Raw genomic sequence first — 26,189 nt, 5'->3', positions numbered from 1 at the left:
TAAAAGAAGGAATGGAGATGCGAAGCACAGCTTCAAGCACGTAATTCAGAAAGTGAATATTGCTTTAGCAATTTCCTAATCTTGATATGATTTTTGGCTTAGTTTATCCTGAGCGTAGTCGAAGGATTTTGTATTTAGGACAAAATGAACAAATAAAAAGAGAAAAATGAAAGACTTATTAAACAGACTTATAAATCACGAAAGCATTTCAAGTGAAGAAGCAAAACAAGTATTGGTAAACATCTCTAACGGCATGTACAACCAAAGCCAAATTGCATCTTTTCTTACGGTTTTTATGATGCGAAGTATTACCTTGGAGGAGTTACGTGGTTTTAGAGATGCCCTTTTAGAATTATGTATTGCCATAGATTTAAAAGACTTTAATGCTATTGATCTTTGCGGAACTGGTGGTGATGGCAAAGACACTTTTAATATCTCAACCCTATCATCATTTGTATCTGCTGGAGCTGGAGTTAAAGTAGCTAAACACGGTAACTATGGCGTATCTTCTGCTTGCGGGTCTTCGAATGTTATGGAACATTTAGGTATTAAATTTTCTAATGACGAAGATTTCCTAAAAAAATCAATTGACAAAGCAGGTATTTGTGTTCTGCATGCGCCATTATTCCATCCTGCCATGAAAAATGTAGCGCCTATTCGTCGCGAACTAGGTGTAAAAACATTTTTTAATATGCTAGGCCCCATGGTTAATCCGTCATTTCCTAAAAACCAAATGGTAGGAGTTTTTAATCTGGAATTGTTACGCTTATATGGCTATTTATATCAAAATACAGATAAAAATTATAGTATCGTTCACGCATTAGATGGTTATGATGAAATTTCTCTAACAGGCAATACTAAAGTTATTTCTAATAATTCCGAAACCATGTTTTCACCAGAAGATTTAGGGATTTCAACAATCACTCAAGAATCTATTTTTGGAGGAAATACGGTTGAAGATGCTGCCAAAATATTCGTAAATGTTATCGAAGGAAAAGGAACCGAACCTCAGAACAATGTGGTTTGTGCTAATGCTGGCTTAGCCATAGCAACAACCAAGCAAATTAGCCACAAAGAAGGTTTTGAGCAAGCAAAAGAATCACTGCTTTCAGGAAAGGCGAAAGCGAGTTTAGATACATTAATTGAGTTAAGTAAATAATGATTTTACAGTATGCAATAAACAGTTCGAAACATTATCCCATTTCACTGATTACTGAACACCGATTACCTAACACTGAAAACCACAAATGACCATATTAGATAAAATAGTTAAAGACAAACGTAAGGAAGTTGACCTTCGAAAAAGTTTAATTCCAGTAACGCAATTAGAACAATCTGTTTTGTTCCAAAGAGAAACGATTTCCCTAGCACATAACTTACGACACAGCAAATCAGGTATTATTGCAGAACATAAAAGACGTTCACCCTCAAAATCAGTAATAAATCAAAGTCTAAACGTTCAAGATGTAGCAAAAGGTTACGAAGATGCAGGCGTTTGCGGTATGTCGGTTTTAACAGATGGCAAGTATTTTGGTGGTTCCCTAGACGATTTATTACTTGCCAGAGCAAGCTGTAATTTACCATTACTTCGAAAAGAATTTATTATAGATGAATATCAGCTGTTAGAAGCTAAAGCACATGGTGCCGATGTTATTTTATTAATAGCAGCCATTTTAACCAGAGAGGAAATTAAACAATTCTCAGAATTTGCAAAACGTCTGAATTTAGATGTTTTATTAGAAGTTCATAACGAAGAAGAATTACATAAATCTGTCATGCCCACGCTAGATATGCTAGGCGTAAATAATAGAAACTTAAAAACCTTTGAAGTTAGTTTAGAAACCAGCAAAACATTAAGCTCATTAATTCCAGATGATTTTGTTAAAGTTTCAGAAAGTGGCATCAGTAATATTGAAGCTATTAAAGAATTGAAACCTTATGGATATCAAGGGTTTTTAATTGGTGAAAACTTTATGAAAACGGATAATGCAGGCGCAAGTGCCAAACAATTTATAAAAGACTTACAACCATGAAACTGAAAGTTTGCGGAATGAAATATAAAGATAACATCACTCAAATTGCCAATTTGCAACCTGACTATCTTGGATTTATATTTTATAAAAAATCTGCAAGACATTTTAATAGTCATATTCCAAAATTACCAGAATCCATTAAAAAAGTAGGGGTTTTTGTAGACGAAAGTCTGGAATATATTATCGAACAAATAGATAAGCATCAACTTCAAGCTGTTCAATTACACGGAAAAGAATCACCAGAATATTGTTTAGAACTGAAACAGTTTTTTAAGGAGCGAAGTAATAAGAATACAAGACCTATTCAGATTGAAATAATCAAAGTATTTTCTATAAAAGACGAATTCAATTTTGAGATTTTAAAACCATACGAAGGTGTCTGTGATTATTTTTTATTTGACACAAAAGGAAAATTACCTGGGGGGAATGGGTATACCTTCGATTGGAGTGTATTAAACGATTATCCCTCAACCAAACCTTTTTTCTTAAGTGGAGGTATTGGGTTAGACCAAATTGAAGACATTAAAAAATTCAAACACAGTGAGGCTTCAAAATATTGTTATGCCTTAGATGTAAATAGTAAATTCGAAATAGAACCAGGATTGAAAAGTATTGAAAAATTAAACGAGTTTAAACAAAGTTTGTCATCCGTACTCATAAACTGAGCGGCGTCGAAGTGTGATGCGGAATCCATTATAAATTATAATCAAAATTAAACAGATACTCTCCTTAGAGGGAATGACAAAAAATATGAAAAATTACAACGTAAACGAAAAAGGATACTATGGCGAATTTGGAGGAGCATATATTCCCGAAATGCTGTATCCAAATGTAGAAGAGTTACGCCAAAACTACCTTAAAGTAATGGCAGAACCTGAGTTTCAAAAGGAGTTCGATCAACTTTTAAAAGATTATGTAGGACGTCCTTCCCCGCTCTATTTTGCAAAACGCCTTTCAGAAAAATACAATACCAAAATTTATTTAAAACGGGAGGATCTCAATCATACAGGAGCCCATAAAATAAATAATACCATTGGCCAAATACTTATGGCAAAACGTCTGGGCAAACACAGAATTATTGCCGAAACTGGTGCAGGGCAACATGGTGTTGCCACCGCTACCGTTTGTGCTTTAATGGGCTTAGAATGCATTGTTTATATGGGAGAAATCGATATAAAAAGACAAGCCCCCAATGTAGCTAGAATGAAAATGTTAGGTGCTACCGTAGTGCCTGCTCTTTCGGGAAGCCGTACCCTAAAAGATGCTACCAATGAAGCGATTCGAGATTGGATAAACAACCCAGTAGACACACATTATATTATAGGTTCAGCTATTGGCCCACACCCCTATCCAGATATGGTGACCAAATTTCAATCTGTTATTTCAGAAGAAATCAAATGGCAATTAAAAGAACAAGAAGGAAGGGAAAACCCCGATTATGTGGTAGCTTGCATAGGTGGAGGAAGTAATGCTGCTGGAACCTATTATCATTTTTTACATGAAACCGATGTTAATATTATTGCCGTTGAAGCTGCTGGTTTGGGCGTCGATTCTGGTGAAAGTGCCGCAACATCTGTTTTGGGGAAAGAAGGTATTATACATGGTTGCAAAACCTTATTAATGCAAACAAACGATGGTCAAATAACAGAACCTTATTCTATATCTGCAGGTTTAGATTACCCAGGTGTAGGACCTATGCATGCCCATTTATGTAAAACAGGACGTGCAGAATTTATGGCTATTACAGATGACGAAGCTATGAAAGCTGGATTAAAATTATGCGAATTAGAAGGCATTATTCCTGCTATAGAAAGCTCACATGCCCTTGCTATTTTCGAACAAAAAAGTTTTAAACCAGACGATGTGGTAGTGCTGAGTTTGTCTGGCCGGGGTGATAAAGATTTAGAGAATTATATTGATTACTTTAAAATATAAATGCACATAAAAAATAAAGTTAGAACTTAAGTTAAAAACAGAACATTCTAAATATTCAAGTCCCGAGTCAATTCTGCGAATTGATCTGCCAAGGCGAAGAATAAATGAAGAAAAGCTCCGAAAACAGGAGAACACAGTTCGACGCGGAGTTTTCAAATTGGTTTTCAGTTTGAAAAACTGAAAAATTCCTTGACTTGGATGTCTTTTTTTGGTTCGTTTTTTGGACAAGCAAAAAATGAACAAAAGAAAAATATAATTAAAAAATAGATTCCTGCTTTCGCAGGAATGACAAAAAAATGAACAGAATAAATCAAAAACTAAAAGAAGACAAGAAGTTACTTTCTATATACTTCACAGCGGGCTATCCAGATATCAACGATACCGCTTCTATCATTAAGGATTTAGAAAAAAACGGTGTTGATATGATCGAAATAGGCTTACCTTTTAGTGATCCTTTAGCAGATGGTCCAACCATTCAGGCAAGTTCTACACAAGCCTTAAAAAATGGCATGACAACCGAGGTTCTTTTTGAGCAACTAAAAGACATTAGACAATCGGTTAATATTCCTTTGATTATTATGGGTTATTTTAATCCGATGTTTCAATATGGTGTAGAAGCTTTTTGCAAAAAATGTCAAGAAATCGGTATTGACGGCTTAATAATCCCCGATTTACCAGTAGATGTATATCATGAAAAATATCAACCCATCTTTGAAAAGTATGGTTTAATAAATGTATTTTTAATAACACCACAGACTAGCAATGACCGTATTCGCTACATAGACTCTATTTCTAATGGGTTTATTTATATGGTTAGTAGTGCCAGCACCACTGGTGCCAAAGTTGGTTTTGGAGAAGAACAAACCCAGTATTTTGAGCGTATAGGTAGCATGAACCTTAACAACCCTCAAATTGTCGGATTTGGTATTAGCAATAATCAAACGTTTACTCAAGCAACTACTTATGCCAAAGGTGCTATTATTGGTAGTGCTTTTGTAAAACATATAACCAATGAAGGGATTAGCAAAATCGGTAATTTTGTAAGCTCTATATTAAACCATGAATAGATTGAAAGTCGAGAGACATGGTTTTTTAAAATGGTATCTAACTGTTTTAATAGATAACTACGCTAATTTTTCTGGTAGAGCAAGGCGACAGGAATATTGGGTGTTTTTTTTGTTTCAAATTGGTTTGTTTTTTTTACTAGGTTTTGTATCAGTTGCTCTAGAAGATCTTTTTGAAAATTCATTATTTGGCATCATTATAATTGGTTACTTACTGGGTACTTTAATTCCCTGGCTGGCAGTTAATGTAAGGCGCTTGCATGATACTGGAAAAAGTGGGGGCTATCTTTTTATAAATTTAATCCCTCTAGTTGGAAGAATTTGGTATCTCGTTTTAATGTGTACAGATGGGGATCATAGACCAAACATGTATGGCCTCGATCCAAAAGCCAATAATGATTATGATGAAATTGATGAAATTGGAAAACCACTATTAGACAACTAAATTATGCACTTAAACATCGTATTAATAGAACCCGAAATCCCTAACAATACAGGTAACATTGGTCGCTTAGCACTAGCATCAGGGTCTCGTTTACACTTGGTAAAACCCTTTGGTTTTGAGATTGACGACACCCGATTAAAGCGTGCTGGATTGGATTATTGGCAGCATTTATCGGTAACTTATTACGATAGTATTGATGATTTTTTCCTAAAAAATAAAGATCAAAAAATGGTTTTTCTTTCCAGTCATGGAAAAAAAGATCATTGGAACCTCCCTTTTGAAGACAATTTATTTTTAGTTTTCGGAAAAGAATCTGTTGGACTGCCTAAGTCTATCATTGAAATGAATCAAAACAGGCTTTTTAAAATTCCATTGTACAGTAAGCATGTTAGGAGCTTAAATTTAGCAAATGCTGTTAGTATTGTGGTTTATGAAGGGTTAAAACAATTACAATAATAGAACTGTAATATCCGTGACGTTAAAAGGCAACTCCTAAAGTATCGTTTATTTCCTTTTTCTATTCTTCAACATATTTAAATACATCGCTTCCACTTTAGTTCGCGCCCAAGGTGTACGGCGTAAAAACTTTAAGCTCGATTTTACAGAAGGGTTATCTGTAAAACATCTAATTTTAATGGTATACCCCATATACTCCCAACCGTAATATGCAACCAAATCATTGATAATTTGTTCTAGTTTTATTCCGTGTAATGGGTTATTGGGCTGTGTTTCCATAAAACTTATTTTATCAGGCTCTTAATCTTTACAGCTTTTTCAAAATGGTCCAACTTATGTTCCATAATCCACCAAGTCGCTGCTTCCATGAGCAACTCAGGATTATCATTTTTATTGGCAAAAAAAGCATAAAAAGACAAACCCACATTGGGACCTTTCTCTTTTATTTTTTTATTACAAATCTCAATAATTTTGTCTTTTAAAATTTTTTGCATACTATTTTCTAATGTCTTTTATTACCACTACGTCTATCATTATTCCCCTTAGAACGTCGTCTTGAATTATTATTTTTATGTCTACTTGTTCTTGAATTTCCAGAACCCGAATTTCTTCTAGACCTATTTCCACCGCGCCCCTGTTGTCTTTTTTCTGGCTCTGTAGAAGCATTGGGGTCGGGTTCAAAACCTTCTATAATTTCCACTGGAAGCTTCATATCTATCAGTTTCTCAATACCTTTCAAATACGTTGTCTCATCAGCACTAACCAGCGACAAAGCTTCTCCTTTGGCCCCTGCTCTGCCTGTCCTTCCTATTCTATGAACATAATCTTCAGAAATATTAGGCAGCTCAAAATTTATAACATGTGGCAATAACGGAATATCTAATCCTCTGGCAGCAATATCGGTCGCCACTAAAACACGAATGCTACCTTTTTTAAACCCTGTCAGTGCTTTAGTTCTGGCACTCTGACTTTTATTTCCGTGTATCGCAGCTGCACTAATATTAGCACTTATCATTTTTTTACAAAGTCTATTTGCACCATGTTTTGTACGTGTAAAAACGAGTACTTGCTTCCAATTACCGTCAGAAATCAATTTAATAATCAATCCTGTTTTTAAACCTTTAGCAACACGATAAACCTTCTGGTTAATAGCCTCTACAGTAGTGTTTTCTGGGGTAGCCTCCACTTGTACTGGATGATGCAAAATGCCGTGAGCCAATTTCTTTATATCTTTTGAAAACGTTGCCGAAAACATTAAATTTTGTCTTCTGTCTGGAACCATCTTTATTATTCGTTCAATATCACGTAAAAAACCCATATCCAGCATGCGATCGGCTTCATCTAAAACAAAAATTTCAATTCTTTTTAACGATAGCAACCCTTGGCTTTCCAGGTCTAATAAACGTCCTGGAGTTGCCACTAAAATATCAATTCCCTGGCGAATCCTTGCTACTTGAGGTTTCTGGTTTACACCACCAAAAATAACAGCACTTCGTAGATTCAAAAACTCACTATACTCTTTAACATTTGCATATACCTGCGCTGCTAATTCTCTTGTTGGGGTTAAAATTAAAGCACGAATAGGCCTGTATTTCTCTTTCGGGTTTTCAGAAAGTATATGTAAAAGCGGTAATGTAAAACCTGCTGTTTTCCCTGTGCCTGTTTGGGCAGATGCCAAAACATCTTTTCCTTCTAGAACAGGTGGAATGGCTTTTTGCTGTATAGGTGACGGAGTTGTGTATCCCTTTTTGCTAATCGCTTTTAGCAAAGCTTGAGAGAGGCCTAATGAATTAAATGACATATAAATTGTTTGGTAGCCCTTTATTGGGGGGTGCGAGATGACAACTTATAAATTAAACATCACCTCTTTAATTAAGGCGCAAATGTACAGCTAATTTTCTCCACGACCTTTTAATTATCTTTTTTAAAAGAAAAACAACTAACTTCGTTTTTCGCTTAAAACCCTTAAAATTCAATATGAAAAAAATCTTATTAGCATTTGGATGCTTAATCTTCTTAATTTCAAGCTGTTCGAAAAAACAAAATATACCAACACTAAGCTATATTGAAGAACCACATTCTTTTTCTCAACCTAACGAGGCTGTTATTACACACATGGATTTAGACATTAATGTAGATTTCAATAATGAAATGATACATGGCAAAGCTTCTTATTTAATTAAAAGCAATGAGGCTTCACAAATTATTCTCGATTCAAAATTTTTAACCATTGAAAATGTACAAGCCGATGGTAAGGACACCTCATTTTCTTTAGGTGAATTTGATAAGCAGTTAGGAAATCCTTTAAAAATAGATATTAATAAGCATACAAAGCGCATCACTGTTTTTTACAAAACCACAAATAAGACTGAAGCTCTACAATGGTTAAAACCTCAGCAAACAACAGATAAAACACACCCTTTCTTATTTACACAGGGACAGGCCATTTTAACGCGAACATGGATCCCTATTCAAGATAGCCCACAAATTAGAATTACTTATAATGCCAAAGTGCAGGTTCCATCTCAACTTATGGCAGTTATGAGTGCCGAAAACCCCAAATCAAAAACACCAGACGGTCATTATTCCTTTAAAATGGCACAGCCTATTCCGCCTTATTTAATTGCTCTTGCTGTGGGAGATATTGAATATAAAGCCATAAGTAACCGAACTGGGATTTATGCCGAAAAATCTATGGTAGAAAAGGCACATTATGAGTTTTCAGATATGGAAAATATGGTGGCTTCAGCTGAAGCTCTGTATGGCAAGTACGCCTGGGAACAATTTGATGTGATCGTTTTACCTCCTAGTTTTCCTTTTGGTGGTATGGAAAACCCGCGATTAACCTTTGCTACACCTACAGTAATTGCTGGTGATAAAAGTTTAACTTCGCTTATTGCCCATGAATTAGCACATTCCTGGTCGGGAAATTTAGTAACCAATGCCACTTGGGACGATTTTTGGCTTAATGAAGGCTTTACAGTATACTTTGAAATGCGCATTATGGAGGCCCTTTACGGTAAAGACAGAGCCAATATGTTAGCTCGTATCGGGAGGCAGGATTTAGAGGAAGAAATAGAAGGCTTTAAAGATGCTCCAGATGAAACAAAACTGAAACTAAACTTAAAAGGTCGCAATCCTGATGATGGTATGAATAGTATTGCATATGATAAAGGTTATCTCTTTTTAAGAACACTAGAAGAGACTGCTGGTCGCGAAAATTTTGACATTTTCTTAAAAAACTATTTTCAAAAACATGCTTTTTCAACAATCAACACCGAAAAATTTGTTGATTTTTTAAATGAAAACCTACTAGAAAAATATAACATAGCATTTAATACAGACGCATGGATTTATACGGCAGGTATTCCTGATAATCAAGCCATCATTTCTTCTGATAAATTCAAAACGGTTGAAAAAACAATACAGCAGTTTGTTAAAACCAATATAGTAGACAAAACACTTACCGAAGGTTGGACCACTCAGGAATGGGTGCATTTTGTTCGAAATTTCCCTAATGATATTAAAACAGGACATTTAGCTATGATTGATAACGCTTTCAATTTAACCAACTCTAACAACTCATACATTGCTATGGTTTGGTATGAGCAAGCTATTAATCATAATTATCGCGGAAATAATATTGATACTAAAATTGAAGAATTTTTAATTAGAGTGGGGAGGCGCTGGTATGTTTCCACCATCTATAAAGCTTTTAAAAGAAATGACAAAACAGACGAGGCTTTAGCTATTTACAAGAAAGCAAGATCGAATTATCATGCGGTGACAGCTAATACTATTGATGATTTGTTGGGTTATAACTAAGGTTAATATATTTTTATGGTACTAAACAACTAGATAAATATGTTATTCAGAAGGAGGAACATCTGAAGAATCTTAAAAATGAATCTCTAAAAAAACTCACGATACTGCAGCACCCTAAAATCAAAGGTGTTGAATTTAGGATTTTTAGATTTTAGCTGTTTATATAAAGGGATTCTACTTATTGAAATATTGGCTGCACCAGATCCCGAGGTTAAGGATACAGTCTTGATAATTCTTGACGAAGTTTCGACTGCGTTCAGCCTGACAGGTAGTTCAAACTTATGTATTCGGGGAATTTCGTTTGAAATTAGTTCTAGCTTCATGTTATAACCCTTAATATGTTTTCTAAAGAAATATTCTGGACCGTTTTTACTATTTCCTCCTGTAAACAATAAAGTGTCTATTGATGGATATTGCTTCAAATACCCTATAATATCACGAAGTTTTATGTTTTGCATACCTAAATCGGATGCATCAATTTTTTCGCGCTCTGCACTTTCAACAATATCGCAAACGCCAATTTTATTTTTAATTAAAAATTGCTTGCGTTGTTCAATGGCTTCTTGAGAATTATCATAACGTAAATTTAGCCCATGAATCTCATCAATAAACAACCAGAGTGAGTTATAATAACTTCCGTAGCAAAAATCTACATCTTTCTCTAAAAGTTCTCCCGTAGTAAACCTCGGTGGTGGTAAGGTTCCTACGATTAGTTTTGTTGTATCGTTTTGAATAAACGGTTTGTACGGGTGGGTGTGTTTAAACATAATCTTCTTTATAGACATGAATCTGCCTAATTTTTACGCAATTCAAATTTAACAGATTCTACATCACATTTCAATTTTTCTTATGGTCGTCAACTTATATTTTATATACTCTAGATTGCATGACACTTCCGTTTAATTATTTCTTAAAAGTAATGAAACTGGTGTAATATCAAATTAAACTTCATAAGATACAATTCTATTTACTCAAAATTTGCGGTTTTAGCTAAAAACGGGGTGTTTTATAAAATCAAAACACGTTATTTTTGCTGTATTAAAATACTTTTTGATCAAGATGGCATCATAGTTGAAGATAAGAGTAAAAAATATTAAAACTAATTATAAAAAGAATGAAAAAAAGCCCAATCATCTTATTTATATTGATATTAATCTTATCAATGCATAAACAAGTATTAGCGCAAAACAACCAAGCAATCTCTCATGAGAAACATAAGAAATTCATTGTTTCTATGAAGTCAAATAAAAACAGGGATGTTCGTTATAATAGTGCGATCCATTACTTTACGAACGAATGGCATACTACTTTTCAGCTACAAGATGTATGTTATTATATGCCCAATGATCAAATTAAATACGAGCTTTGTTTAGCTGCGTACCCAAAAGTTATTGATAAAAATAATTTTTTCAATATTTACGATTCATTCGCTACGTTTTCTCATGCCATAAAACTGTACCATAATACCCAAGCCAAAGATGGGAGTTTAGAATTTGAAAACCATCCAGACAGGGATTATGCTTCTATTGTTTTTCCAAATTCTGATGGTTATATAGGCCTAACGGGAGTTAATTGTAATTTGCCTATGGCCCAAAACGACTTTAACTATTTTTTCGACAGTTTGTTGTTTGACAGTAATGACAACCAACGATTAGATTTTTTAAAGCAACAGGTTACTTCGCATTGTTTTTCAACGGCTCAAATAATGAAATTAGGCCTGGAATTACAATTAGAAAAAAATCGTTTAACGTTTCTAAAATTTGCGCTGGACAAATGCTTCGATATAGAAAATTTCATTGAAAGTACACAACTTATAAGTCATACCTATTATAAAGATGATTTGAAAGTGTTTATTGAAGATTATTTAATATTTATAAGCCCTGTTACCGATCATCCTAATAACAACTGTTACATCAATGATGAAGCGTTCTTGCAGGTTCTTATATCGATTAAAGATCAAATTTTCTCGGATAAACAAAAAGAGATGGCTAAAAAAAATATAGAAAAAAAATGTTTCTCAATGGAACAATTGCTGGAAATCGTATCCATATTTAAATTTGACAAAGACAGGTTAGAAATAATTAAGTTTTTATACGACTATGCGCCATTTCCAGATAAAATGTATGTATTTAGAAACAAATTGAAATTTTTAAACTCTAAGCAAAAACTCGATAAGTTTCTCATTGACAAACAATAACAACAACTCACTTTATCCTCCTTTTTTAGGTTTTATATATGCAAACCATACAAGAGTTAACAGACAAGTATACCAAAGGCAAGAATGTACCGACGTTAGACGATCTTTTTGATCGTATATCACTTGATGGTTCACCTCAAGAAAAGGAACTAGTAGCCGATGCCTATCTTTCAGATTTTGGGGAATCTCATTATGATTATATGTGCGGTAAACTAAATGAACTTGAATGGATATGGGACATGATGGATTGGATAGAGAAAATAGAAATATTAACCCCTGATTTTGATCAATCCAACTTCTACAGAGGGCATGTCTACGAAATGCTCTCAAGTACAAGCAAGGAACATGAGGATAAAATTAAATTTAACAAGTTATGTATAGCTCATTTACAAAAACAACTAGATGTTAATGAAGAAGATGTTTCGTTACTGATCGATTTAGCTCAAAACGTTTTTAGGTCCTGCAGATTGACACAGAACTACCAAAAACAAATATTCGATGACATAAAATCCCTATTTCTTAGGGCGCTCCATTTAGAAAGAAAAGAAAAACACCAGTCAAATTTCTTTGGTTTTAATGGTTCTGCAATTAGTGGTTTTTTAAATATATCCTATGAGTTTTTAGCATTGGCATTCGACAATAACACTTATATTCATAATGAGTTTATAACAGCTTTCAAAAAAGCGATTAAACCCTATACAGAAAAAGATCCTTCTATTTATTACCATTGGGCCGAAACGTTAGTTCGAATTACAGGTTGGGTAGATTACCCTAAAATAGAAACGTGCAGGATCTCTCAAGAAGTAGTCAACGATATATGGGAAGAAGTTAAAATAGTATTAAGCCAAGCCACAGATATACAATCTAATGATGAACATTTTTTAACAAGCATTGGGCACCTTTTCGATAAAGTAGCAAAAAAAGAAGTCGGTTTATCATATTATGAAACTGCATTTAATTATTATTCTAAAGCTTTGGAGATAAATGGTGAAACTTGGTCAAATCCATATTATGCGAGCCATGCAATCCAAATGATGGCTCTTATCCATCTTAAAAATAATGATCGTAATAAATCTATTAAACTATTTAATCAAGGGCTCCGTATTTTTGAAAATGCTCAGCAGAAAGTAAGCGACTTTCAGTTAAGTGTTTATCACGGCGACTACCTCTATGACTATTCGAAATATTTAGAAAACTTCTCTAACCGAGATACATTATTAGAAGCTAAAAAACAGTATGAAGACAGCCGTATTTTAGGAAAAGATTTTTATACACATCCATACTACGGTTTAGCAAAAACGACTTTACGTTTGGGTGACAAAAAAGAATGTTTAAGCATACTAAAAACTTGCGGAGCGCTCTTTTCTAACGAATATCACACCCATGGTTTTAATGACATTATTGATGACAAGGATTTTACTAAAGTGCGAGAGGGTATACTTAATATTATAAAAAATTTAAAGACCAGCCAATAACTTTTCAACCTCTAAGATCGTTGCTCTATAAATACGTTTATTAGGTTTCGTCATGTGCTGAGACTCTGTAGATACATCTTCCAATATCTCTTTGGCCTCATCTTTTTTATTCCTGCTCAACAAGAACTTCGCATATATTAAACGTTCATCGTAAAAAGAGTATCGAACATCTATTTGTTTTAAGTTTTCTTCAGCCTCCTCTAATTTACCGACTCTTTCTAATGCCAATCCGTATAAAAACTGTGTTCGGGATTTCTTAAATTCTGGATGCTCTTTTATCCTTTCTACATACAAAATAACATGTTCACAATCCTCTATATTAAAATAAGCTTCTATCAATTGTTTAATGACATAAAAGTCGTTTTGCGAACTGTCCTCCAAAGCTTCCAGATAATGAGGAATCGCACTATTATAATCCTTAATTTCCAAATAGGCATCGGCTAAATTTACCCTATTTTGATACGACTCAGAAAATTGAAGCTGCTTCTCTAAATCCTTCACCTTTTTAGTCGGGTTTATAATATGTGTGATTTCATTTGTGATTTTTTCTGCATCCCGTTTGTTATAAACCTGGGTAATTAAATAAATAACACAACCTATAACTGGAATAAAGAATATGATGAAAAACCAATAGTAAGGATTCCTGTTTTTATAAAGATGATAAATACAAAAAACCTGAAGCGCAATAATTAAGTAATAATACATTTATGGTTGGAAATATTGTAAGTAGTAATTAAATTATTCTTACTCAAAATGACATTAAAGTTATCTGATAAAAACTAAATCAGTCTCTGTAGACATGGGCTCGCTAAAGTTATAGCCTTCGTAATTAAACCCCTTTAAATCATCCAAAGTATTGGCATTGGTATCAACAATATAACGCGTCATATAACCTCGGGCCAACTTGGCAAAAGTCATAATCGTTTTATATTCACCATTTTTTAAATCTTTAAAATTTGCAGTAATCACTGGTACTTTTAATGTTTTGGTATCGATGGCTTTGAAATATTCGTTACTGGCCAGGTTTAAAAACAATTCACCATCTTCTAATTCTTCGTTTAAAACCTTTGTAATTTGCTTTTTCCAAAACTCATAAAGGTTTTTATTTTTTCCAACGGGAAATTTAGTCCCCATTTCCAAGCGATATGGTTGAATTAAATCGGTTGGTTTCAATAGCCCATATAAACCCGAAATGATACGGACCCTATTTTGTAACCTATCTATTTTTTCTTCTGTAATCGTATAAGCATCCAAGCCTCTGTATACATCACCGCTAAAAGCATAAACCGCAGGTCGTGCATTATCTGTTGTGAAAGGTAATTGCCAATCCTGATTACGCTCATAGTTTAACTGGCCCAAAGCATCAGAAATACTCATGAGTTTCGATAAACTTTTAGCAGACTTTTTCTTAAGTAGTTTGTTTAAGCGTTCAGATTGTTTTAAAAACTGAGCCTCGGTATGTCTGGTTGTAGGCAACTGACTTTCAAAATTAAGGGACTTTGCTGGTGACAGGACTAATTTCATTAAAGCTATTTTTTAATTAACTAAATTACAATAATTCTTTTATTTCTCCATTTTCAAAACTAAAGTTATAATCCCCTTTAATAATAAAATTTGAAGTAAAAGCTTCTTCTTGGATAGGATGCCATTTTTTTACAGTGTTATTTACCAAAATAAACAAACCTTCATCATTTCCCAAAGCACAAAAACGGGTAAGGTTGCCACTAAAAATTGGAATACTTTTAATATTGTTTATGACATTATAAATAGTTTCAATATCTGTAGTAGCAATTGCCATTTCACTTATTGATAAAATACTTTTAGCAGAAAAGGACTTATAACTCCCCATATTTAAATTTTTCCTGGCAATAAACTCTACAATATTTTTATCTGCATCATAAAAATAAATGGCTTTGGCGTTCCAATCTTTAAAATCCGATATTAGATTATCCCCATCTGGTATTATTTGTACACGCTTTTGCAACCATAACAAGGCTTCCTTTTCTTGATTTGATGGTATGTTAAATGCAAAGTGTGATGCATTAACAGCTTTTTTATCATATTGAAAGGACATGATACTCTCCCCTGCCTTAAATGAGATTTTTTCTTTGGATTCCAAAATCAATTCAAAACCTAAAACCTTTTGATAAAACTGCTTTTGCTTTTGAATGCTTTTTGTAAAAAGGATAATCTCTTCAATCTTCATACTCCAAATATAAGTCCTAATGCGCTATCGTTCTTATGATTTAAAATGATAAAATTTATATATGAATAAGATGTTTTTATGTGTTTTTTACAGGCTATAAAAACATACAAAAACACCAACAACCACCTAACTCACTCACTATAAGATCGTTTAACAAATAAAAAATACAGAGCCTACATGTTATTCCCTTGGCTTTATCAGAAAAATTATCGAACTTAGTTCAGTGTTCATGCACCAATTTACCTAAGCAAAGCTTATTTAAAATTCATATGCTTTATATATGGTGCCAAATATAAAATAGCGTAATAAGAGCCTAATAATTAATCAACATGGAAGACAAATTCTATATCGCCATTATAACTGCCATTTTTGCCCTTACGACAGCCATTGTACAACTAATAATAACTAGAAAGAACGCTGTTAAAATTGAAACTTTAAAAAGTAAATTAGATATTTCGAAAACCTATAGCGAAGAACTCATTAAAGCCTATGCCGATTCGTTTTTTGATAATTTCCAAGATGAACTGAATTTTTTAAAAGATTATCTAAAAGAACTACAACTACACAAAGAATACCTGAGAGATATTATTAAGTATCCTGATGAGTATTCAGCCAATACCACAAAAGAAGCACTGTTAGAACGTCAACGTACTATTATTGATTTATATTCAAAATCACAATTAAGTATTTCAGAAAGTACTCAGAAAAAAGCCCACTACTTAAAAAACCTCATTATTGAAAGCACAGAGATTACAGTAGAATTTCTAAAAGTAAAAGATCAGGAAAAGAAAACCTTATTGTTAAATATTTTGGATGAATTGAATAAAGAGCATCAAGATTTGCGCCAAATTGCTAAAGACGAACTAAATAATTTGTTTAAAAGCATTGATTCTCATGTAAATAAAAAAATTGAACATCGTGTTTAACAAGGTAGACATATCACGCATAGATACTATTGATAAGTTAAAAAAGGCACCAATGAATATCATTATTTGTGGCACACCCTATTGGGATAGAATATCATGCGAGATTATGAAAACATATCTACGACACTTTGAGTATCATTTCAAAATTCATAGGTTCCATAGTGTTCGCGATTTTGAAGAATTATTAACAAAATTAAATCGCTCTGAGATCGATAACATACACGCCTTCATTTCTCATAACCATAGTAATAGCGAAACCGTTTTATCTAAGTTAAACAATAGAAAATTAAAAAGTAATAAGAATATTTGTGTAACGGTTTCCAGCATTCGAGATGATAATAGAACCTATGATTTTATAGCTTCGATTAAATCTAGATTATCAGATTCTATAGAAATTTTTATCGATGTATTTATGGAGGCAGGACAAGCAGGCTACATGCAGTTCTTCGATGCATTGATTGAAAGATGGTTTTATTATATAAAATGTAGAAATGAAGGTAAAAACCCAAAACATCAAACGGTCGATTTACATAAATATCATTAAATACGACAAAAAATGTTATCTGTAACGAAAATTTTATTGAATTGCCTAACCATGACACTAAAAAATATAGGTATCCTATCCTAATTCCTGATTTTTAGTATACGTTTTCCATTTTTCAATGCACTGCTGCATATCGTCTGGAATCGGCGTATCAAATCGCATAAATTCACCTGTTTTTGGATGAGTAAACCCTAAGGTTTTTGCATGTAATGCTTGTCTTGTCAATACTTTAAAGCAATTCTCTACAAACTGTTTGTATTTTGTAAAAGTAGTTCCCTTTAATATTTTTTCACCACCATAACGAACATCATTAAAAAGTGTATGTCCAATATGTTTCATATGTACCCTTATTTGGTGGGTACGTCCTGTTTCGAGTTTGCAGGACACCAAAGTAACATACCCCAACCGTTCCAAGACTTTATAATGAGTTACAGCTGGTTTGCCCTTATGGGCTTCATCCTCTAAAAATACCGTGTTTTGTAATCGGTTTTTAGGATGACGACCAATATGGCCTTCAATACGACCTTCATCTGCTTCTATATGCCCCCAAACGAGTGCAACATACTCACGCTCACTAGTTTTTTCAGCAAACTGTAACGATAAGTGGGCCATGGCTTTTTCAGTTTTTGCAACCACTAAAAGTCCGCTAGTATCCTTATCTATTCGATGTACCAACCCTGGACGATCACTAGAGTTATTGGGCAAGTTATCAAACCGATGAATTAAAGCATTTATAAGTGTCCCCGAATAATTACCATGCCCTGGATGTACGACCATACCTGCTGGCTTATTAACTACAAGAAGCGACTCATCTTCATAAATGACATCAATAGGAATATCTTCTCCAACCAATAAATTTTCGTGTGGTGGGTGTGTAAATAAAACACGTATTCTGTCTAAAGGTTTTACTTTATAGCTGGATTTTACAGTCTCATCATTAACAAAAATACTACCGTTTTTTGCGGCAGTCTGAATTTTGTTTCGAGTTGCATTTTCAACAAAATTCATCAAATATTTATCTATACGCAAAGGGGTTTGGCCCCTATCAACTGTAAAAGCATAATGCTCATAAAGATTGTCTTCGTCTGGTAATTGCGGTGTATAATCGTCCATTTGTAGTAAAATTAGATGTTAATAGACCGCTTAATTTTAAGGTCGTTTACCATTCCCTAAAACCAAATCTATTTTTGAAGTTTTTGCTAACTTATCACCTTTTTCGATAGCCTTCCCTTTATAACGCATCTTTAATACGAGGTCTTTACCAATATTATTTTCGTAAGTCACTTTACCCACCTGAAACCCTAGGGCTTCTAGCATTGGTTTTGCTTGTCTGAAAGTGCGTTCTTTTAAGTTTGGAACTTGTATTTTTCTATATCCAGATGGATTGAGTGTTAAATATATTTTTCGGTTCTCTTTAACTTTCGATCCTGCTGGCGGCTCTTGTTCGATAACGGAAAACTTAGGATAATTTGGGTTAAAATTAGCCGAATCTTGAATTTGCATCACCAAATTATTCTCTTTTAGCTCCATATCTGCAACACTAATGGATTTACCCGTTAAATCTGGAACCGTTTCAAAATCACCATGATTTGTTGAAGACTTTAACCATTTAAGCATAATAAAACACAAAATAACAACAGCAACCACCGCTAAGATAATTTGTTTTAAAAATATTTTACTGGTAAGGAATTTAAGTAGACTCATTTATAATTTTTTCGATAAGGCAAATATATAAAAACAGAACTGTTTTTTCTTTTGCAATATATATGATATTTTAGCTTGGCTTATATTAACTCATAATAGATACGTTTTATTATCTATTCTTAGATGAATACAAATCATAATTAAAAAGGTTTTCGTCTTCGCGGAAATAAAAAAATATGCTTACAAAAAAAAACATTGCAATAATCATGGGCGGGTTTTCAAGTGAATATGAAATCTCTCTTAAAAGCGGAAATGTTGTTTATGAAACATTAGATACTACTAAATACAATACATATCGCATTCATATATTTAAAGACAAATGGGTATATGTCGATGCTAATAATGCCGAATTCCCTGTTAACAAGGATGATTTTTCTGTGCGGGTTGCCAATCGGGTTATTACTTTCGACTGCATCTTTAATGCGATTCATGGGGCTCCTGGTGAAGATGGGTATATGCAAGGCTATTTCGAGCTACTTAATATCCCACATACAAGCTGCGGTATGTATCAAGCTGCTCTAACATTTAGTAAACGAGATTGCCTAAGTGTTTTAAAACCTTACGGTATTAAAACAGCAACTTCTTTTTACTTAAATCTGGGAGACGTTATTAATGAGGATAGTATCATCGATAAGGTCGGTTTGCCCTGTTTTGTTAAAGCCAATAAAGCAGGAAGTAGTTTTGGAGTCACTAAGGTGCACAAAAAAGAAGATTTGCAAAACGCCATTGATGTCGCTTTTAAGGAAGATGATGAAATTATTATTGAGTCTTTTTTAGATGGCACTGAAGTTTCTGTTGGTGTTATTACTTATCGAGGAGAAACCAAAGTATTACCGATTACCGAAATTGTAAGCGAAAATGATTTTTTTGATTACGAAGCTAAATATTTGGGGAAATCTCAAGAAATCACGCCAGCTCGATTAAATAAAGAACAAGAAAACAAAGTAAATATACTTGCCAAAAAAGTCTATAACGTTTTAAAAATGAAAGGTTTCTCGCGTACTGAATTTATTTTTAAAGACGATGAGCCTCACATGCTGGAAATGAATACAGTACCTGGGTTAACAAAAGAAAGCATTTTGCCACAACAGGCTGCAGCAGCTGGTATTTCGTTAGTAGATTTATTTGACAATGCTATTGAAGAAGCTTTAAAACAACCTTGATTATCAAAAAAAAAATCAGATAATCAAAACATATTAAGTCAGAAAAATAATAAGTTTTAAATAAAATTTGTAACTTTAAGAACATGAAACAAGCCATATTCCCAGGATCTTTCGATCCTATAACATTGGGACATTATGATATTATAAAACGTGGTGTTACCCTTTTTGATGAAGTAATAGTGGCTATTGGGGTAAATGCTGATAAAAAATATATGTTCTCTTTAGAGGAACGTAAACGGTTTATTGAAGAAGCTTTCGCTGATGAACCAAAAATAAAGGTTGTTACTTACAAAGGGTTAACAGTAGACTTTTGTAATGAAATAGGTGTGGAATTTATATTGCGCGGACTTCGTAATCCTGCAGATTTTGAATTTGAAAAAGCTATTGCTCATACTAATCGTGACTTAGCTCCTATTGAAACTGTGTTCCTTTTAACATCGGCTGATACGTCTTATATAGCATCATCTATTGTAAGAGATGTTATAAGAAATAATGGAGATTACACAAAACTTGTACCTAAAAGCGTAAAAATTAAATGAAACTAATCTGGACTGCTAGTTTGTTTTTTATAGTTATTTTTAATAGCTATGGCCAAAAAGCCTTAAATAGTGAACGTAAGGAAGCCATTTCTCTTGAGATTAAGCAAATGTTTGACAACTTTCATAAGGACATTACAAAAAATGGCTTAATAAGTGAGTTTAAATATTTAGACGACTCTTCGGATTTCTTTTGGGTCCCACCAGGTTACAAGAAAACATTAGACTATAGTACCATAAAAGATATTTTAACCAAAAATTCGAAAACCGTAAACTTCATTGAGTTTTCTTGGGAAAATATAAAAATAGTTCCCTTAACAAATGAAATAGCGACTTATTCTGGTGTTGTAAAATGTGTTCAGGTTGATACTGCCCACAATCCCATAACTTTTAAAATAATTGAATCTGGAACCTTGATTAAACGAGAAGATGGCTGGAAATTCTTAAACGGCCAATCGAGAAGCCTAAACTAAAGGCAAAATTAAAAAACTACTGTTAATTAGTAACATTTCACACTTATTATATACTAATAAGTAAATAATTACTTCTAACAGTTTATGCTACAAAGAATAAAATATATTCTCCTTAAGTTAAAACTCATTCAACCTTCTGAAAGAGATATTCGAATATGGATATTAACAGAACGGGTTAAAAGAATAGAGTATGCTTTAGAACATGGTAATTATAAAACTAGAAAATTAGCAGCAGAAGCTCTTGGCGAGACTGGTTACAAGTCATCCATCCCTATACTTTTTAGAGCTATAAACGACAAAGTACACAATGTATCTGTGGCAGCTTTAAATGCCCTTGAAGCGATTGGTTGTAATGACGAATTAGGGACTGCTATTATAAAAAAGCGATTTAATTGGGTAAAAGATAAACGCGAAAAAAAAGCTAAACTAGAAGCCAATAAAGGTAAAAAGTATAAGATCTACAGATGGGAACGTGCCAGTAAAAAATCTTTTGATCGTGTAAAAGAACAACTTAAAAGGCCCATGAGATAGCTTCTAGCTTCTAGCTTCTAACTTCTAACTTCTAACAACATTACAATTTATATTCCGAAAGCCCTTTGGTAAACGCCTCAGGGTTTTCGGCTAAATGGTAACGTGGGTCGTCTATGTCTTCAATAATAACTTCTCTAAATTTCGGACTGGATTTATACAACAAGATTTTACAATCTTCGCTTAAATGTTTCAGCCTTATTGTTTTTCCTTCGGCTTCATATTTATTTACTAAATTGAAAATAGCTTCAATGGCAGAATGATCACTTACTCTCGATTCTACAAAGTCAACTTCTACTTCTTGCGGATCGTTTTTAACATCAAATTTCTCATTAAAGGCTATAATAGATCCAAAAAATAAAGGCCCCCAGATTTCGTATACTTTAGTACCGTCTTCACGCATGCGTTTTCTAGCTCTAATACGCTTGGCATTTTCCCAAGAAAAAACCAAAGCGCTTATAATAACACCAGCAATGACGGCAACAGCCAAATCAAAAATAACAGTCAGGGAAGATACCGCTACCAAAACGATAACATCGGTTATTGGAATCTTATTTAAAATTCTAAAACTACTCCAGGCAAATGTACCTATTACAACCATAAACATAACACCTACTAGAGCAGCAATTGGAACCTGTTCAATAAGCCCAGAAGCAAACAATATAAAAAACAATAACATTAATGCAGCGACGATACCAGACAATCTGCCACGACCACCTCCTTTAATATTAATAAGTGATTGTCCGATCATGGCACAACCACCCATACCTCCAAATAATCCAGTAATAATATTAGCACCGCCTTGTGCCATACATTCCCTATTGGTGTTTCCTCTAGTATCTGTTAGTTCATCAACAAGGTTTAATGTCATTAACGACTCAATTAAGCCAATCGCCGCCAAAATTAACGCGTATGGTCCAATAAATCTTAAGGTTTGCCAGTTAAATGGCACCTTAGTAAAAATATCTGTTTGAAACTGAGGCAGCCCACCTTTTAAGCCTTCACCTCCTCCATCACGAATAAAACTTCCTACTGTAGCCACATCAAAATCACCCAAAATGGCAATGGCAGAAACTACTAAAATAGCAATCAAAGCTTCTGGTAATTTTTTGGTTAGTTTAGGCAAACCAAACATAATTCCCATAGTTAAGGCTACAAGACCTAGCATAGTCCACATTTGAGCCCCACTAAACCAATCGCCGTTAACATCCCTAAACATTTTTAATTGTGCTAAAAAAATCACAATAGCTAATCCGTTTACAAATCCCATCATAACTGGATGTGGAATCAACCTAACAAATTTTCCAAGTTTTAAAACACCCGCAAGCATTTGTATAAAGCCCATTAAAATAACAGTAGCAAACAAATAATAAAGCCCAAGGTTTTCACCTTCAGCTCCAAAGGCATTACCTTCTGCAACTAAACTTACCATGACAACAGCTAAGGCACCAGTCGCACCACTAATCATTCCTGGGCGACCGCCAAAAAGAGCCGTAATTAAACCAATCATAAAAGCAGCATACAATCCTACTAAAGGATCTACACCAGCAACAAAAGCAAAAGCTACAGCCTCTGGCACTAAAGCTAATGCTACTGTTATTCCGCTTAAAATATCGTTTTTGGCATTTGCCGTACGCTTTCTAATAAATTCTGTCATGGTTTATTTTTTGAAGCTGCAAATTTACACTTAAAATACAGAGAAACAACAAGTAATCTTTGTTTTGGTGAGAAACAACACTAAAACGTTTAAGTAACACTTTAAAAATCAAACTTTTACTCTTTATTCAACCATACCAAAGCTTCTTCTCTTTCTCGAAATAATTCTATATTAAGATTCGCATTACCGTTAACATTAATCAACGTTTTTGTAGACAGTACACCTCCACTAGTATTCGCTACCACAGCTATTGATTTTATTTCTTCTAAGCGGGCTATTATTTTTTGAGCCTCGAAAGTATAGGTATAACAATGTTTTCTGTTCACCAATAGTAAAAATGGAGCCTCTAAGTTATTGAGCAAAAAATCATGGTATTCACTAACCTTAACCGTATCCATCTCAATACCTTCATTCACAATAACTTCGGCTATATTTTTACCAATTTTATTAATGATACCGAAAGACAATTTATAAGTTTCCATGATAAAACTATTTTTGAGAGGTTAATAAAATTACAAAAAACTTCAAAAAAACTATCTTACAGCAATTACATAAGACATTACTTACAAACCTAAGTTAGTTATTTTTTTCTACTTTTAAGCTTTTTTAAGCATTTTATTGCAAAACAATTCCATATCAATAAATATATGAGATTAATCCTTATACTAGTAATCCTATGCATTTCCTGCACAAGTTCTAACCAAAAAACAGTATATGATTTTGAAACCCATTATGAAAAATCAAAAGGATTAGAGACCGCAACATATGAACAAACCATACAGTTTTATACAGATTTAGCAGAAGTATATCCTGAAATCTCAATACAAAACATAGGAAAAACAGATTCTGGTTATCCTTTGCATGTAGTTACCCTAAATCCCGATAGTGAATTTGATTTTTCTAAAATTCATGAAAATAACAAAGGTGTATTGCTAATAAACAATGGTATTCATCCAGGAGAAAGTGATGGTATTGATGCAACCATGATACTTTTTAGGGATTTGGTCCAAGGTAAAATTAAAATGCCTAAAGAAACAGTTTTAGTCACCATCCCCATTTATAATATTGGCGGGAGCCTTAATCGAAATTCTACCACGCGTACTAACCAAAATGGCCCAAAAGACTATGGGTTTAGAGGCAATGCAAGAAACTACGATTTAAATCGTGATTTCATAAAGTGCGATACAAAAAACGCAAAGGCATTTACCCAGATCTTTCATTTGGCAAAACCAGACGTTTTTATCGATAATCATGTAAGTAATGGTGCCGATTATCAATATACCCTTACCCATTTATTCACACAACACAATAAGCTTGGTAGTGATTTAGGTGAATACATCCATAATAATATGATGCCAAAATTAGAAGAGAAACTGACTTTAAAAGATTGGGACATTACGCCTTACGTAAATGTATTTAATGAAGTTCCCGAGAAAGGATTCTCACAATTTATGGATTCCCCAAGGTATTCAACAGGTTACACTTCTTTGTTCAATACACTTGGTCTGATGGTAGAAACTCATATGCTAAAACCATACAAGCAACGTGTTGAAGGTACTTACGAGCTTATGAAAAGTATGATTGAAATTATGGAGGAAGATCATATAGCTATCAAACAAAAACGAATACATGCTATAAAAAATGTTCATACTTACACTGAAACCTATCCACTTGACTGGAAAATTGATACAACAAAAAGCACCATTTTAAATTTTAAAGGTTTTGAAGGGGAGCAGATTGCAAGTAAAATAACTGGAGCTAAACGTTTGAAATACGATAGAAACAAGCCTTTTACAAAAAAGGTAACGTATCAAAATTATTATAAGGCTAAAGTAAAGATTAAAGTTCCCAGTGCTTATATAATTCCTAAAAGCAGGTATCGTATCATTGAACTTTTAAAATTAAATCAAGTGGAGATGACCCCATTAATAAAAGATTCAATAATCAAGGTAGAGTCCTATAAAATCAGCAATTTCGACACTCGAAAAACGCCTTACGAAGGACACTATCAACACTATAACACCAAGGTTATCAAAACTGAAAAAGAAATTAGATTTATAAAAGGGGACTATATTATATATACAAATCAATATGCTTTTAGGTATTTATTGGAAACTTTAGAACCACAAGCTCCAGATTCTTTTTTTAACTGGAATTTCTTCGACACCATTTTACAACAAAAAGAAGGCTTCTCTCCTTATGTTTGGGAAGACAAAGCTTTAGAGTTGCTAAACAATAACCCTGAACTAAAAGAAGCATTTGAGCATCGTAAAAAAGACTTACCCGCATTTAATAATAATTGGTACGCTCAATTGGACTGGATACACAAACAAAGTAGATATTATGAAACAGCCCATATGCAATACCCTATATACAGGATTAAATAAAATTAGTTAGACTAACAGTTTAATATTGGCATAAGAATTTCCCAGGGCCGTTTTAGCTTGATTTTCGTTTAACCATTCTACTTTGGTTATACCCTCTTCCTCTTGGGCGTATAAATCACCTTTGAAGCCTGTTTTCATTTCAAACCAATACGTGATTTTTATTTTATGACGTCCATTACGTTTAAAAATATGATAAGTAGTTTCTAAAGGCTTTATTATTTCTAGTCCACCAACTCCAGTTTCTTCAGATACTTCACGAATTGCCGTTTTTTCTATAGTCTCATTACCTTCTACCTTCCCTTTAGGTAAGTCCCATTTATCATTTCTGTATATAAATAAAATATCGTTATTGTCATTATATACCTTACCACCACCAGCTATAACGTTGGGCAGTTTTTTTAAGAATTTTTTCAGAAGTTTATCTTCTTTTTTATGAATAAGACGCACCTCTTTTAATGAAGTTGTATTAAGTTCTTTTATAACTTTTCCAATATTTACGGTATCTAGCAAATAATTTTTAAAGTTGATTTCTTGCTCAACCTTAGTTGTCAATATAATGGGTTTATCCCCAACAAAAACTTTATACATACTTTACAACTAACAATTACTAGATGGTAAAAATATCATTTTTAGTA

29 protein-coding genes are annotated in these 26,189 nt (G+C 33.4%); 17 read left to right on the top strand and 12 right to left on the bottom strand.

Annotated elements, in window-relative coordinates; translation table 11 throughout:
• Nucleotides 1-166: 166 nt before the first annotated feature.
• From trpD to HHX25_RS10250, 7 genes are all read left to right on the top strand, one after another.
• A complete protein-coding gene (trpD, locus tag HHX25_RS10280) occupies nucleotides 167-1,159 on the top strand; it encodes an anthranilate phosphoribosyltransferase (RefSeq protein WP_169672826.1) in 993 nt (330 codons plus the stop codon).
• A gap of 88 nt (nucleotides 1,160-1,247) precedes the next feature.
• Complete coding sequence (gene trpC, locus HHX25_RS10275) at nucleotides 1,248-2,033, top strand: indole-3-glycerol phosphate synthase TrpC (protein ID WP_169672824.1); 786 nt, start codon at nucleotides 1,248-1,250, stop codon at nucleotides 2,031-2,033.
• Nucleotides 2,030-2,698, top strand: a complete 669-nt coding sequence (locus HHX25_RS10270) for a phosphoribosylanthranilate isomerase (protein ID WP_169672822.1) — start codon at nucleotides 2,030-2,032, stop codon at nucleotides 2,696-2,698. The genes trpC and HHX25_RS10270 overlap by 4 nt, the downstream gene beginning before the upstream one ends.
• 85 nt (nucleotides 2,699-2,783) lie before the next feature.
• Nucleotides 2,784-3,968, top strand: a complete 1,185-nt coding sequence (trpB, locus tag HHX25_RS10265; RefSeq protein ID WP_169672820.1) for a tryptophan synthase subunit beta — start codon at nucleotides 2,784-2,786, stop codon at nucleotides 3,966-3,968.
• 296 nt (nucleotides 3,969-4,264) lie between these two features.
• Nucleotides 4,265-5,035, top strand: a complete 771-nt coding sequence (trpA, locus tag HHX25_RS10260; protein ID WP_169672818.1) for a tryptophan synthase subunit alpha — start codon at nucleotides 4,265-4,267, stop codon at nucleotides 5,033-5,035.
• Nucleotides 5,028-5,477 carry a DUF805 domain-containing protein gene (locus HHX25_RS10255; RefSeq protein WP_169672816.1) on the top strand — a complete coding sequence of 150 codons (450 nt, stop codon included), beginning with the start codon at nucleotides 5,028-5,030 and terminating at the stop codon, nucleotides 5,475-5,477. Before trpA ends, HHX25_RS10255 begins: the two co-directional genes overlap by 8 nt.
• 3 nt (nucleotides 5,478-5,480) lie before the next feature.
• Nucleotides 5,481-5,933 (top strand): tRNA (cytidine(34)-2'-O)-methyltransferase, encoded by a 453-nt coding sequence (locus HHX25_RS10250; protein WP_169672814.1) that lies wholly within the window; start codon nucleotides 5,481-5,483, stop codon nucleotides 5,931-5,933.
• A 48-nt stretch (nucleotides 5,934-5,981) separates the two neighbouring features.
• Here the strand turns inward: HHX25_RS10250 and HHX25_RS10245 are convergent, their stop codons facing one another.
• The 3 genes from HHX25_RS10245 to HHX25_RS10235 are packed head-to-tail and all read right to left on the bottom strand — an operon-like array spanning nucleotide 5,982 to nucleotide 7,734.
• The gene (locus HHX25_RS10245; RefSeq protein WP_169672812.1) at nucleotides 5,982-6,212 is read right to left on the bottom strand and encodes a VF530 family protein; all 231 of its coding nucleotides are present in this window, start codon (nucleotides 6,210-6,212) and stop codon (nucleotides 5,982-5,984) included.
• Between the two features lie 5 nt (nucleotides 6,213-6,217).
• Nucleotides 6,218-6,427 carry a DUF6500 family protein gene (locus HHX25_RS10240; RefSeq protein ID WP_169672809.1) on the bottom strand — a complete coding sequence of 70 codons (210 nt, stop codon included), beginning with the start codon at nucleotides 6,425-6,427 and terminating at the stop codon, nucleotides 6,218-6,220.
• Between the two features lie 8 nt (nucleotides 6,428-6,435).
• Nucleotides 6,436-7,734, bottom strand: coding sequence for a DEAD/DEAH box helicase (locus HHX25_RS10235; RefSeq protein WP_169672807.1), 1,299 nt, complete (start codon nucleotides 7,732-7,734; stop codon nucleotides 6,436-6,438).
• A gap of 176 nt (nucleotides 7,735-7,910) precedes the next feature.
• Between HHX25_RS10235 and HHX25_RS10230 the strand changes: the two genes are divergently transcribed.
• Nucleotides 7,911-9,758, top strand: coding sequence for a hydrolase/aminopeptidase (locus HHX25_RS10230; RefSeq protein ID WP_169672805.1), 1,848 nt, complete (start codon nucleotides 7,911-7,913; stop codon nucleotides 9,756-9,758).
• A gap of 86 nt (nucleotides 9,759-9,844) precedes the next feature.
• On the opposite strand, the gene HHX25_RS10225 is transcribed toward HHX25_RS10230, so the two are convergent.
• Nucleotides 9,845-10,525: a uracil-DNA glycosylase family protein gene (locus HHX25_RS10225; protein ID WP_169672803.1), complete on the bottom strand. Its 681-nt coding sequence runs from the start codon at nucleotides 10,523-10,525 to the stop codon at nucleotides 9,845-9,847.
• 395 nt (nucleotides 10,526-10,920) lie between these two features.
• Here HHX25_RS10225 and HHX25_RS10220 point away from each other — a divergent pair, with 395 nt between their 5' ends.
• Nucleotides 10,921-11,955, top strand: coding sequence for a DUF4476 domain-containing protein (locus HHX25_RS10220; protein ID WP_169672801.1), 1,035 nt, complete (start codon nucleotides 10,921-10,923; stop codon nucleotides 11,953-11,955).
• 38 nt (nucleotides 11,956-11,993) lie between these two features.
• Entirely contained in the window at nucleotides 11,994-13,430 is a 1,437-nt protein-coding gene (locus tag HHX25_RS10215) for a hypothetical protein (RefSeq protein ID WP_169672800.1), read from the top strand.
• On the opposite strand, the gene HHX25_RS10210 is transcribed toward HHX25_RS10215, so the two are convergent.
• The 3 genes from HHX25_RS10210 to HHX25_RS10200 are packed head-to-tail and all read right to left on the bottom strand — an operon-like array spanning nucleotide 13,413 to nucleotide 15,636.
• On the bottom strand, nucleotides 13,413-14,135 hold the full coding sequence (locus HHX25_RS10210) for a hypothetical protein (RefSeq protein WP_169672798.1): 723 nt from the start codon (nucleotides 14,133-14,135) through the stop codon (nucleotides 13,413-13,415). The genes HHX25_RS10215 and HHX25_RS10210 overlap by 18 nt on opposite strands.
• A gap of 60 nt (nucleotides 14,136-14,195) precedes the next feature.
• Nucleotides 14,196-14,954, bottom strand: coding sequence for a peroxide stress protein YaaA (gene yaaA / locus HHX25_RS10205; RefSeq protein WP_169672796.1), 759 nt, complete (start codon nucleotides 14,952-14,954; stop codon nucleotides 14,196-14,198).
• A 25-nt stretch (nucleotides 14,955-14,979) separates the two neighbouring features.
• Nucleotides 14,980-15,636 carry a VOC family protein gene (locus tag HHX25_RS10200; RefSeq protein ID WP_169672794.1) on the bottom strand — a complete coding sequence of 219 codons (657 nt, stop codon included), beginning with the start codon at nucleotides 15,634-15,636 and terminating at the stop codon, nucleotides 14,980-14,982.
• A 329-nt stretch (nucleotides 15,637-15,965) separates the two neighbouring features.
• Between HHX25_RS10200 and HHX25_RS10195 the strand changes: the two genes are divergently transcribed.
• Complete coding sequence (locus HHX25_RS10195) at nucleotides 15,966-16,562, top strand: hypothetical protein (protein ID WP_169672792.1); 597 nt, start codon at nucleotides 15,966-15,968, stop codon at nucleotides 16,560-16,562.
• 52 nt (nucleotides 16,563-16,614) lie between these two features.
• On the top strand, nucleotides 16,615-17,106 hold the full coding sequence (locus HHX25_RS10190) for a hypothetical protein (RefSeq protein WP_169672790.1): 492 nt from the start codon (nucleotides 16,615-16,617) through the stop codon (nucleotides 17,104-17,106).
• Nucleotides 17,107-17,181: 75 nt separating this feature from the next.
• On the opposite strand, the gene HHX25_RS10185 is transcribed toward HHX25_RS10190, so the two are convergent.
• Together HHX25_RS10185 and HHX25_RS10180 are read right to left on the bottom strand one after the other, a co-directional pair.
• Complete coding sequence (locus tag HHX25_RS10185) at nucleotides 17,182-18,219, bottom strand: RluA family pseudouridine synthase (RefSeq protein ID WP_169672788.1); 1,038 nt, start codon at nucleotides 18,217-18,219, stop codon at nucleotides 17,182-17,184.
• Nucleotides 18,220-18,255: 36 nt separating this feature from the next.
• Nucleotides 18,256-18,810, bottom strand: coding sequence for a PASTA domain-containing protein (locus tag HHX25_RS10180; protein WP_169672786.1), 555 nt, complete (start codon nucleotides 18,808-18,810; stop codon nucleotides 18,256-18,258).
• A 176-nt stretch (nucleotides 18,811-18,986) separates the two neighbouring features.
• Between HHX25_RS10180 and HHX25_RS10175 the strand changes: the two genes are divergently transcribed.
• From HHX25_RS10175 to HHX25_RS10160, 4 genes are all read left to right on the top strand, one after another.
• Nucleotides 18,987-19,973, top strand: a complete 987-nt coding sequence (locus tag HHX25_RS10175; RefSeq protein ID WP_169672784.1) for a D-alanine--D-alanine ligase — start codon at nucleotides 18,987-18,989, stop codon at nucleotides 19,971-19,973.
• An 83-nt stretch (nucleotides 19,974-20,056) separates the two neighbouring features.
• Nucleotides 20,057-20,512, top strand: coding sequence for a pantetheine-phosphate adenylyltransferase (coaD, locus tag HHX25_RS10170; RefSeq protein WP_169672782.1), 456 nt, complete (start codon nucleotides 20,057-20,059; stop codon nucleotides 20,510-20,512).
• Nucleotides 20,509-20,982 carry a hypothetical protein gene (locus HHX25_RS10165; protein ID WP_169672780.1) on the top strand — a complete coding sequence of 158 codons (474 nt, stop codon included), beginning with the start codon at nucleotides 20,509-20,511 and terminating at the stop codon, nucleotides 20,980-20,982. The genes coaD and HHX25_RS10165 overlap by 4 nt, the downstream gene beginning before the upstream one ends.
• A gap of 84 nt (nucleotides 20,983-21,066) precedes the next feature.
• Nucleotides 21,067-21,513 carry a HEAT repeat domain-containing protein gene (locus tag HHX25_RS10160; RefSeq protein ID WP_169672778.1) on the top strand — a complete coding sequence of 149 codons (447 nt, stop codon included), beginning with the start codon at nucleotides 21,067-21,069 and terminating at the stop codon, nucleotides 21,511-21,513.
• A 40-nt stretch (nucleotides 21,514-21,553) separates the two neighbouring features.
• Here HHX25_RS10160 and HHX25_RS10155 read toward each other — a convergent pair whose 3' ends face one another.
• Entirely contained in the window at nucleotides 21,554-23,167 is a 1,614-nt protein-coding gene (locus HHX25_RS10155; RefSeq protein ID WP_169672761.1) for a SulP family inorganic anion transporter, read from the bottom strand.
• A gap of 116 nt (nucleotides 23,168-23,283) precedes the next feature.
• Complete coding sequence (locus HHX25_RS10150; protein WP_169672759.1) at nucleotides 23,284-23,649, bottom strand: hypothetical protein; 366 nt, start codon at nucleotides 23,647-23,649, stop codon at nucleotides 23,284-23,286.
• A 165-nt stretch (nucleotides 23,650-23,814) separates the two neighbouring features.
• On the opposite strand from HHX25_RS10150, the gene HHX25_RS10145 reads away from it, so the two are divergent.
• Nucleotides 23,815-25,554: a M14 family metallopeptidase gene (locus HHX25_RS10145; RefSeq protein ID WP_169672757.1), complete on the top strand. Its 1,740-nt coding sequence runs from the start codon at nucleotides 23,815-23,817 to the stop codon at nucleotides 25,552-25,554.
• A 6-nt stretch (nucleotides 25,555-25,560) separates the two neighbouring features.
• Here HHX25_RS10145 and HHX25_RS10140 read toward each other — a convergent pair whose 3' ends face one another.
• Nucleotides 25,561-26,142 carry an NUDIX hydrolase gene (locus HHX25_RS10140; RefSeq protein WP_169672755.1) on the bottom strand — a complete coding sequence of 194 codons (582 nt, stop codon included), beginning with the start codon at nucleotides 26,140-26,142 and terminating at the stop codon, nucleotides 25,561-25,563.
• Nucleotides 26,143-26,189: the final 47 nt, after the last annotated feature.

Origin of the sequence: Flavivirga algicola, assembly GCF_012910715.1 — a bacterium.
Taxonomy (GTDB): Bacteria; Bacteroidota; Bacteroidia; order Flavobacteriales; family Flavobacteriaceae; genus Flavivirga; species Flavivirga algicola.
This window is presented reverse-complemented; position numbering and strand designations above follow the sequence as displayed.

What these genes read in the sequence shown, in the direction of transcription:
- trpD (WP_169672826.1), top strand. Translation starts at nt 167, where the DNA reads ATGAAAGACTTATTAAACAGACTTATAAATCACGAAAGCATTTCAAGT.
- trpC (WP_169672824.1), top strand. Translation starts at nt 1,248, where the DNA reads ATGACCATATTAGATAAAATAGTTAAAGACAAACGTAAGGAAGTTGAC.
- HHX25_RS10270 (WP_169672822.1), top strand. Translation starts at nt 2,030, where the DNA reads ATGAAACTGAAAGTTTGCGGAATGAAATATAAAGATAACATCACTCAA.
- trpB (WP_169672820.1), top strand. Translation starts at nt 2,784, where the DNA reads ATGAAAAATTACAACGTAAACGAAAAAGGATACTATGGCGAATTTGGA.
- trpA (WP_169672818.1), top strand. Translation starts at nt 4,265, where the DNA reads ATGAACAGAATAAATCAAAAACTAAAAGAAGACAAGAAGTTACTTTCT.
- HHX25_RS10255 (WP_169672816.1), top strand. Translation starts at nt 5,028, where the DNA reads ATGAATAGATTGAAAGTCGAGAGACATGGTTTTTTAAAATGGTATCTA.
- HHX25_RS10250 (WP_169672814.1), top strand. Translation starts at nt 5,481, where the DNA reads ATGCACTTAAACATCGTATTAATAGAACCCGAAATCCCTAACAATACA.
- HHX25_RS10245 (WP_169672812.1), bottom strand. Translation starts at nt 6,212, where the DNA reads ATGGAAACACAGCCCAATAACCCATTACACGGAATAAAACTAGAACAA.
- HHX25_RS10240 (WP_169672809.1), bottom strand. Translation starts at nt 6,427, where the DNA reads ATGCAAAAAATTTTAAAAGACAAAATTATTGAGATTTGTAATAAAAAA.
- HHX25_RS10235 (WP_169672807.1), bottom strand. Translation starts at nt 7,734, where the DNA reads ATGTCATTTAATTCATTAGGCCTCTCTCAAGCTTTGCTAAAAGCGATT.
- HHX25_RS10230 (WP_169672805.1), top strand. Translation starts at nt 7,911, where the DNA reads ATGAAAAAAATCTTATTAGCATTTGGATGCTTAATCTTCTTAATTTCA.
- HHX25_RS10225 (WP_169672803.1), bottom strand. Translation starts at nt 10,525, where the DNA reads ATGTTTAAACACACCCACCCGTACAAACCGTTTATTCAAAACGATACA.
- HHX25_RS10220 (WP_169672801.1), top strand. Translation starts at nt 10,921, where the DNA reads ATGCATAAACAAGTATTAGCGCAAAACAACCAAGCAATCTCTCATGAG.
- HHX25_RS10215 (WP_169672800.1), top strand. Translation starts at nt 11,994, where the DNA reads ATGCAAACCATACAAGAGTTAACAGACAAGTATACCAAAGGCAAGAAT.
- HHX25_RS10210 (WP_169672798.1), bottom strand. Translation starts at nt 14,135, where the DNA reads ATGTATTATTACTTAATTATTGCGCTTCAGGTTTTTTGTATTTATCAT.
- yaaA (WP_169672796.1), bottom strand. Translation starts at nt 14,954, where the DNA reads ATGAAATTAGTCCTGTCACCAGCAAAGTCCCTTAATTTTGAAAGTCAG.
- HHX25_RS10200 (WP_169672794.1), bottom strand. Translation starts at nt 15,636, where the DNA reads ATGAAGATTGAAGAGATTATCCTTTTTACAAAAAGCATTCAAAAGCAA.
- HHX25_RS10195 (WP_169672792.1), top strand. Translation starts at nt 15,966, where the DNA reads ATGGAAGACAAATTCTATATCGCCATTATAACTGCCATTTTTGCCCTT.
- HHX25_RS10190 (WP_169672790.1), top strand. Translation starts at nt 16,615, where the DNA reads ATGAATATCATTATTTGTGGCACACCCTATTGGGATAGAATATCATGC.
- HHX25_RS10185 (WP_169672788.1), bottom strand. Translation starts at nt 18,219, where the DNA reads ATGGACGATTATACACCGCAATTACCAGACGAAGACAATCTTTATGAG.
- HHX25_RS10180 (WP_169672786.1), bottom strand. Translation starts at nt 18,810, where the DNA reads ATGAGTCTACTTAAATTCCTTACCAGTAAAATATTTTTAAAACAAATT.
- HHX25_RS10175 (WP_169672784.1), top strand. Translation starts at nt 18,987, where the DNA reads ATGCTTACAAAAAAAAACATTGCAATAATCATGGGCGGGTTTTCAAGT.
- coaD (WP_169672782.1), top strand. Translation starts at nt 20,057, where the DNA reads ATGAAACAAGCCATATTCCCAGGATCTTTCGATCCTATAACATTGGGA.
- HHX25_RS10165 (WP_169672780.1), top strand. Translation starts at nt 20,509, where the DNA reads ATGAAACTAATCTGGACTGCTAGTTTGTTTTTTATAGTTATTTTTAAT.
- HHX25_RS10160 (WP_169672778.1), top strand. Translation starts at nt 21,067, where the DNA reads ATGCTACAAAGAATAAAATATATTCTCCTTAAGTTAAAACTCATTCAA.
- HHX25_RS10155 (WP_169672761.1), bottom strand. Translation starts at nt 23,167, where the DNA reads ATGACAGAATTTATTAGAAAGCGTACGGCAAATGCCAAAAACGATATT.
- HHX25_RS10150 (WP_169672759.1), bottom strand. Translation starts at nt 23,649, where the DNA reads ATGGAAACTTATAAATTGTCTTTCGGTATCATTAATAAAATTGGTAAA.
- HHX25_RS10145 (WP_169672757.1), top strand. Translation starts at nt 23,815, where the DNA reads ATGAGATTAATCCTTATACTAGTAATCCTATGCATTTCCTGCACAAGT.
- HHX25_RS10140 (WP_169672755.1), bottom strand. Translation starts at nt 26,142, where the DNA reads ATGTATAAAGTTTTTGTTGGGGATAAACCCATTATATTGACAACTAAG.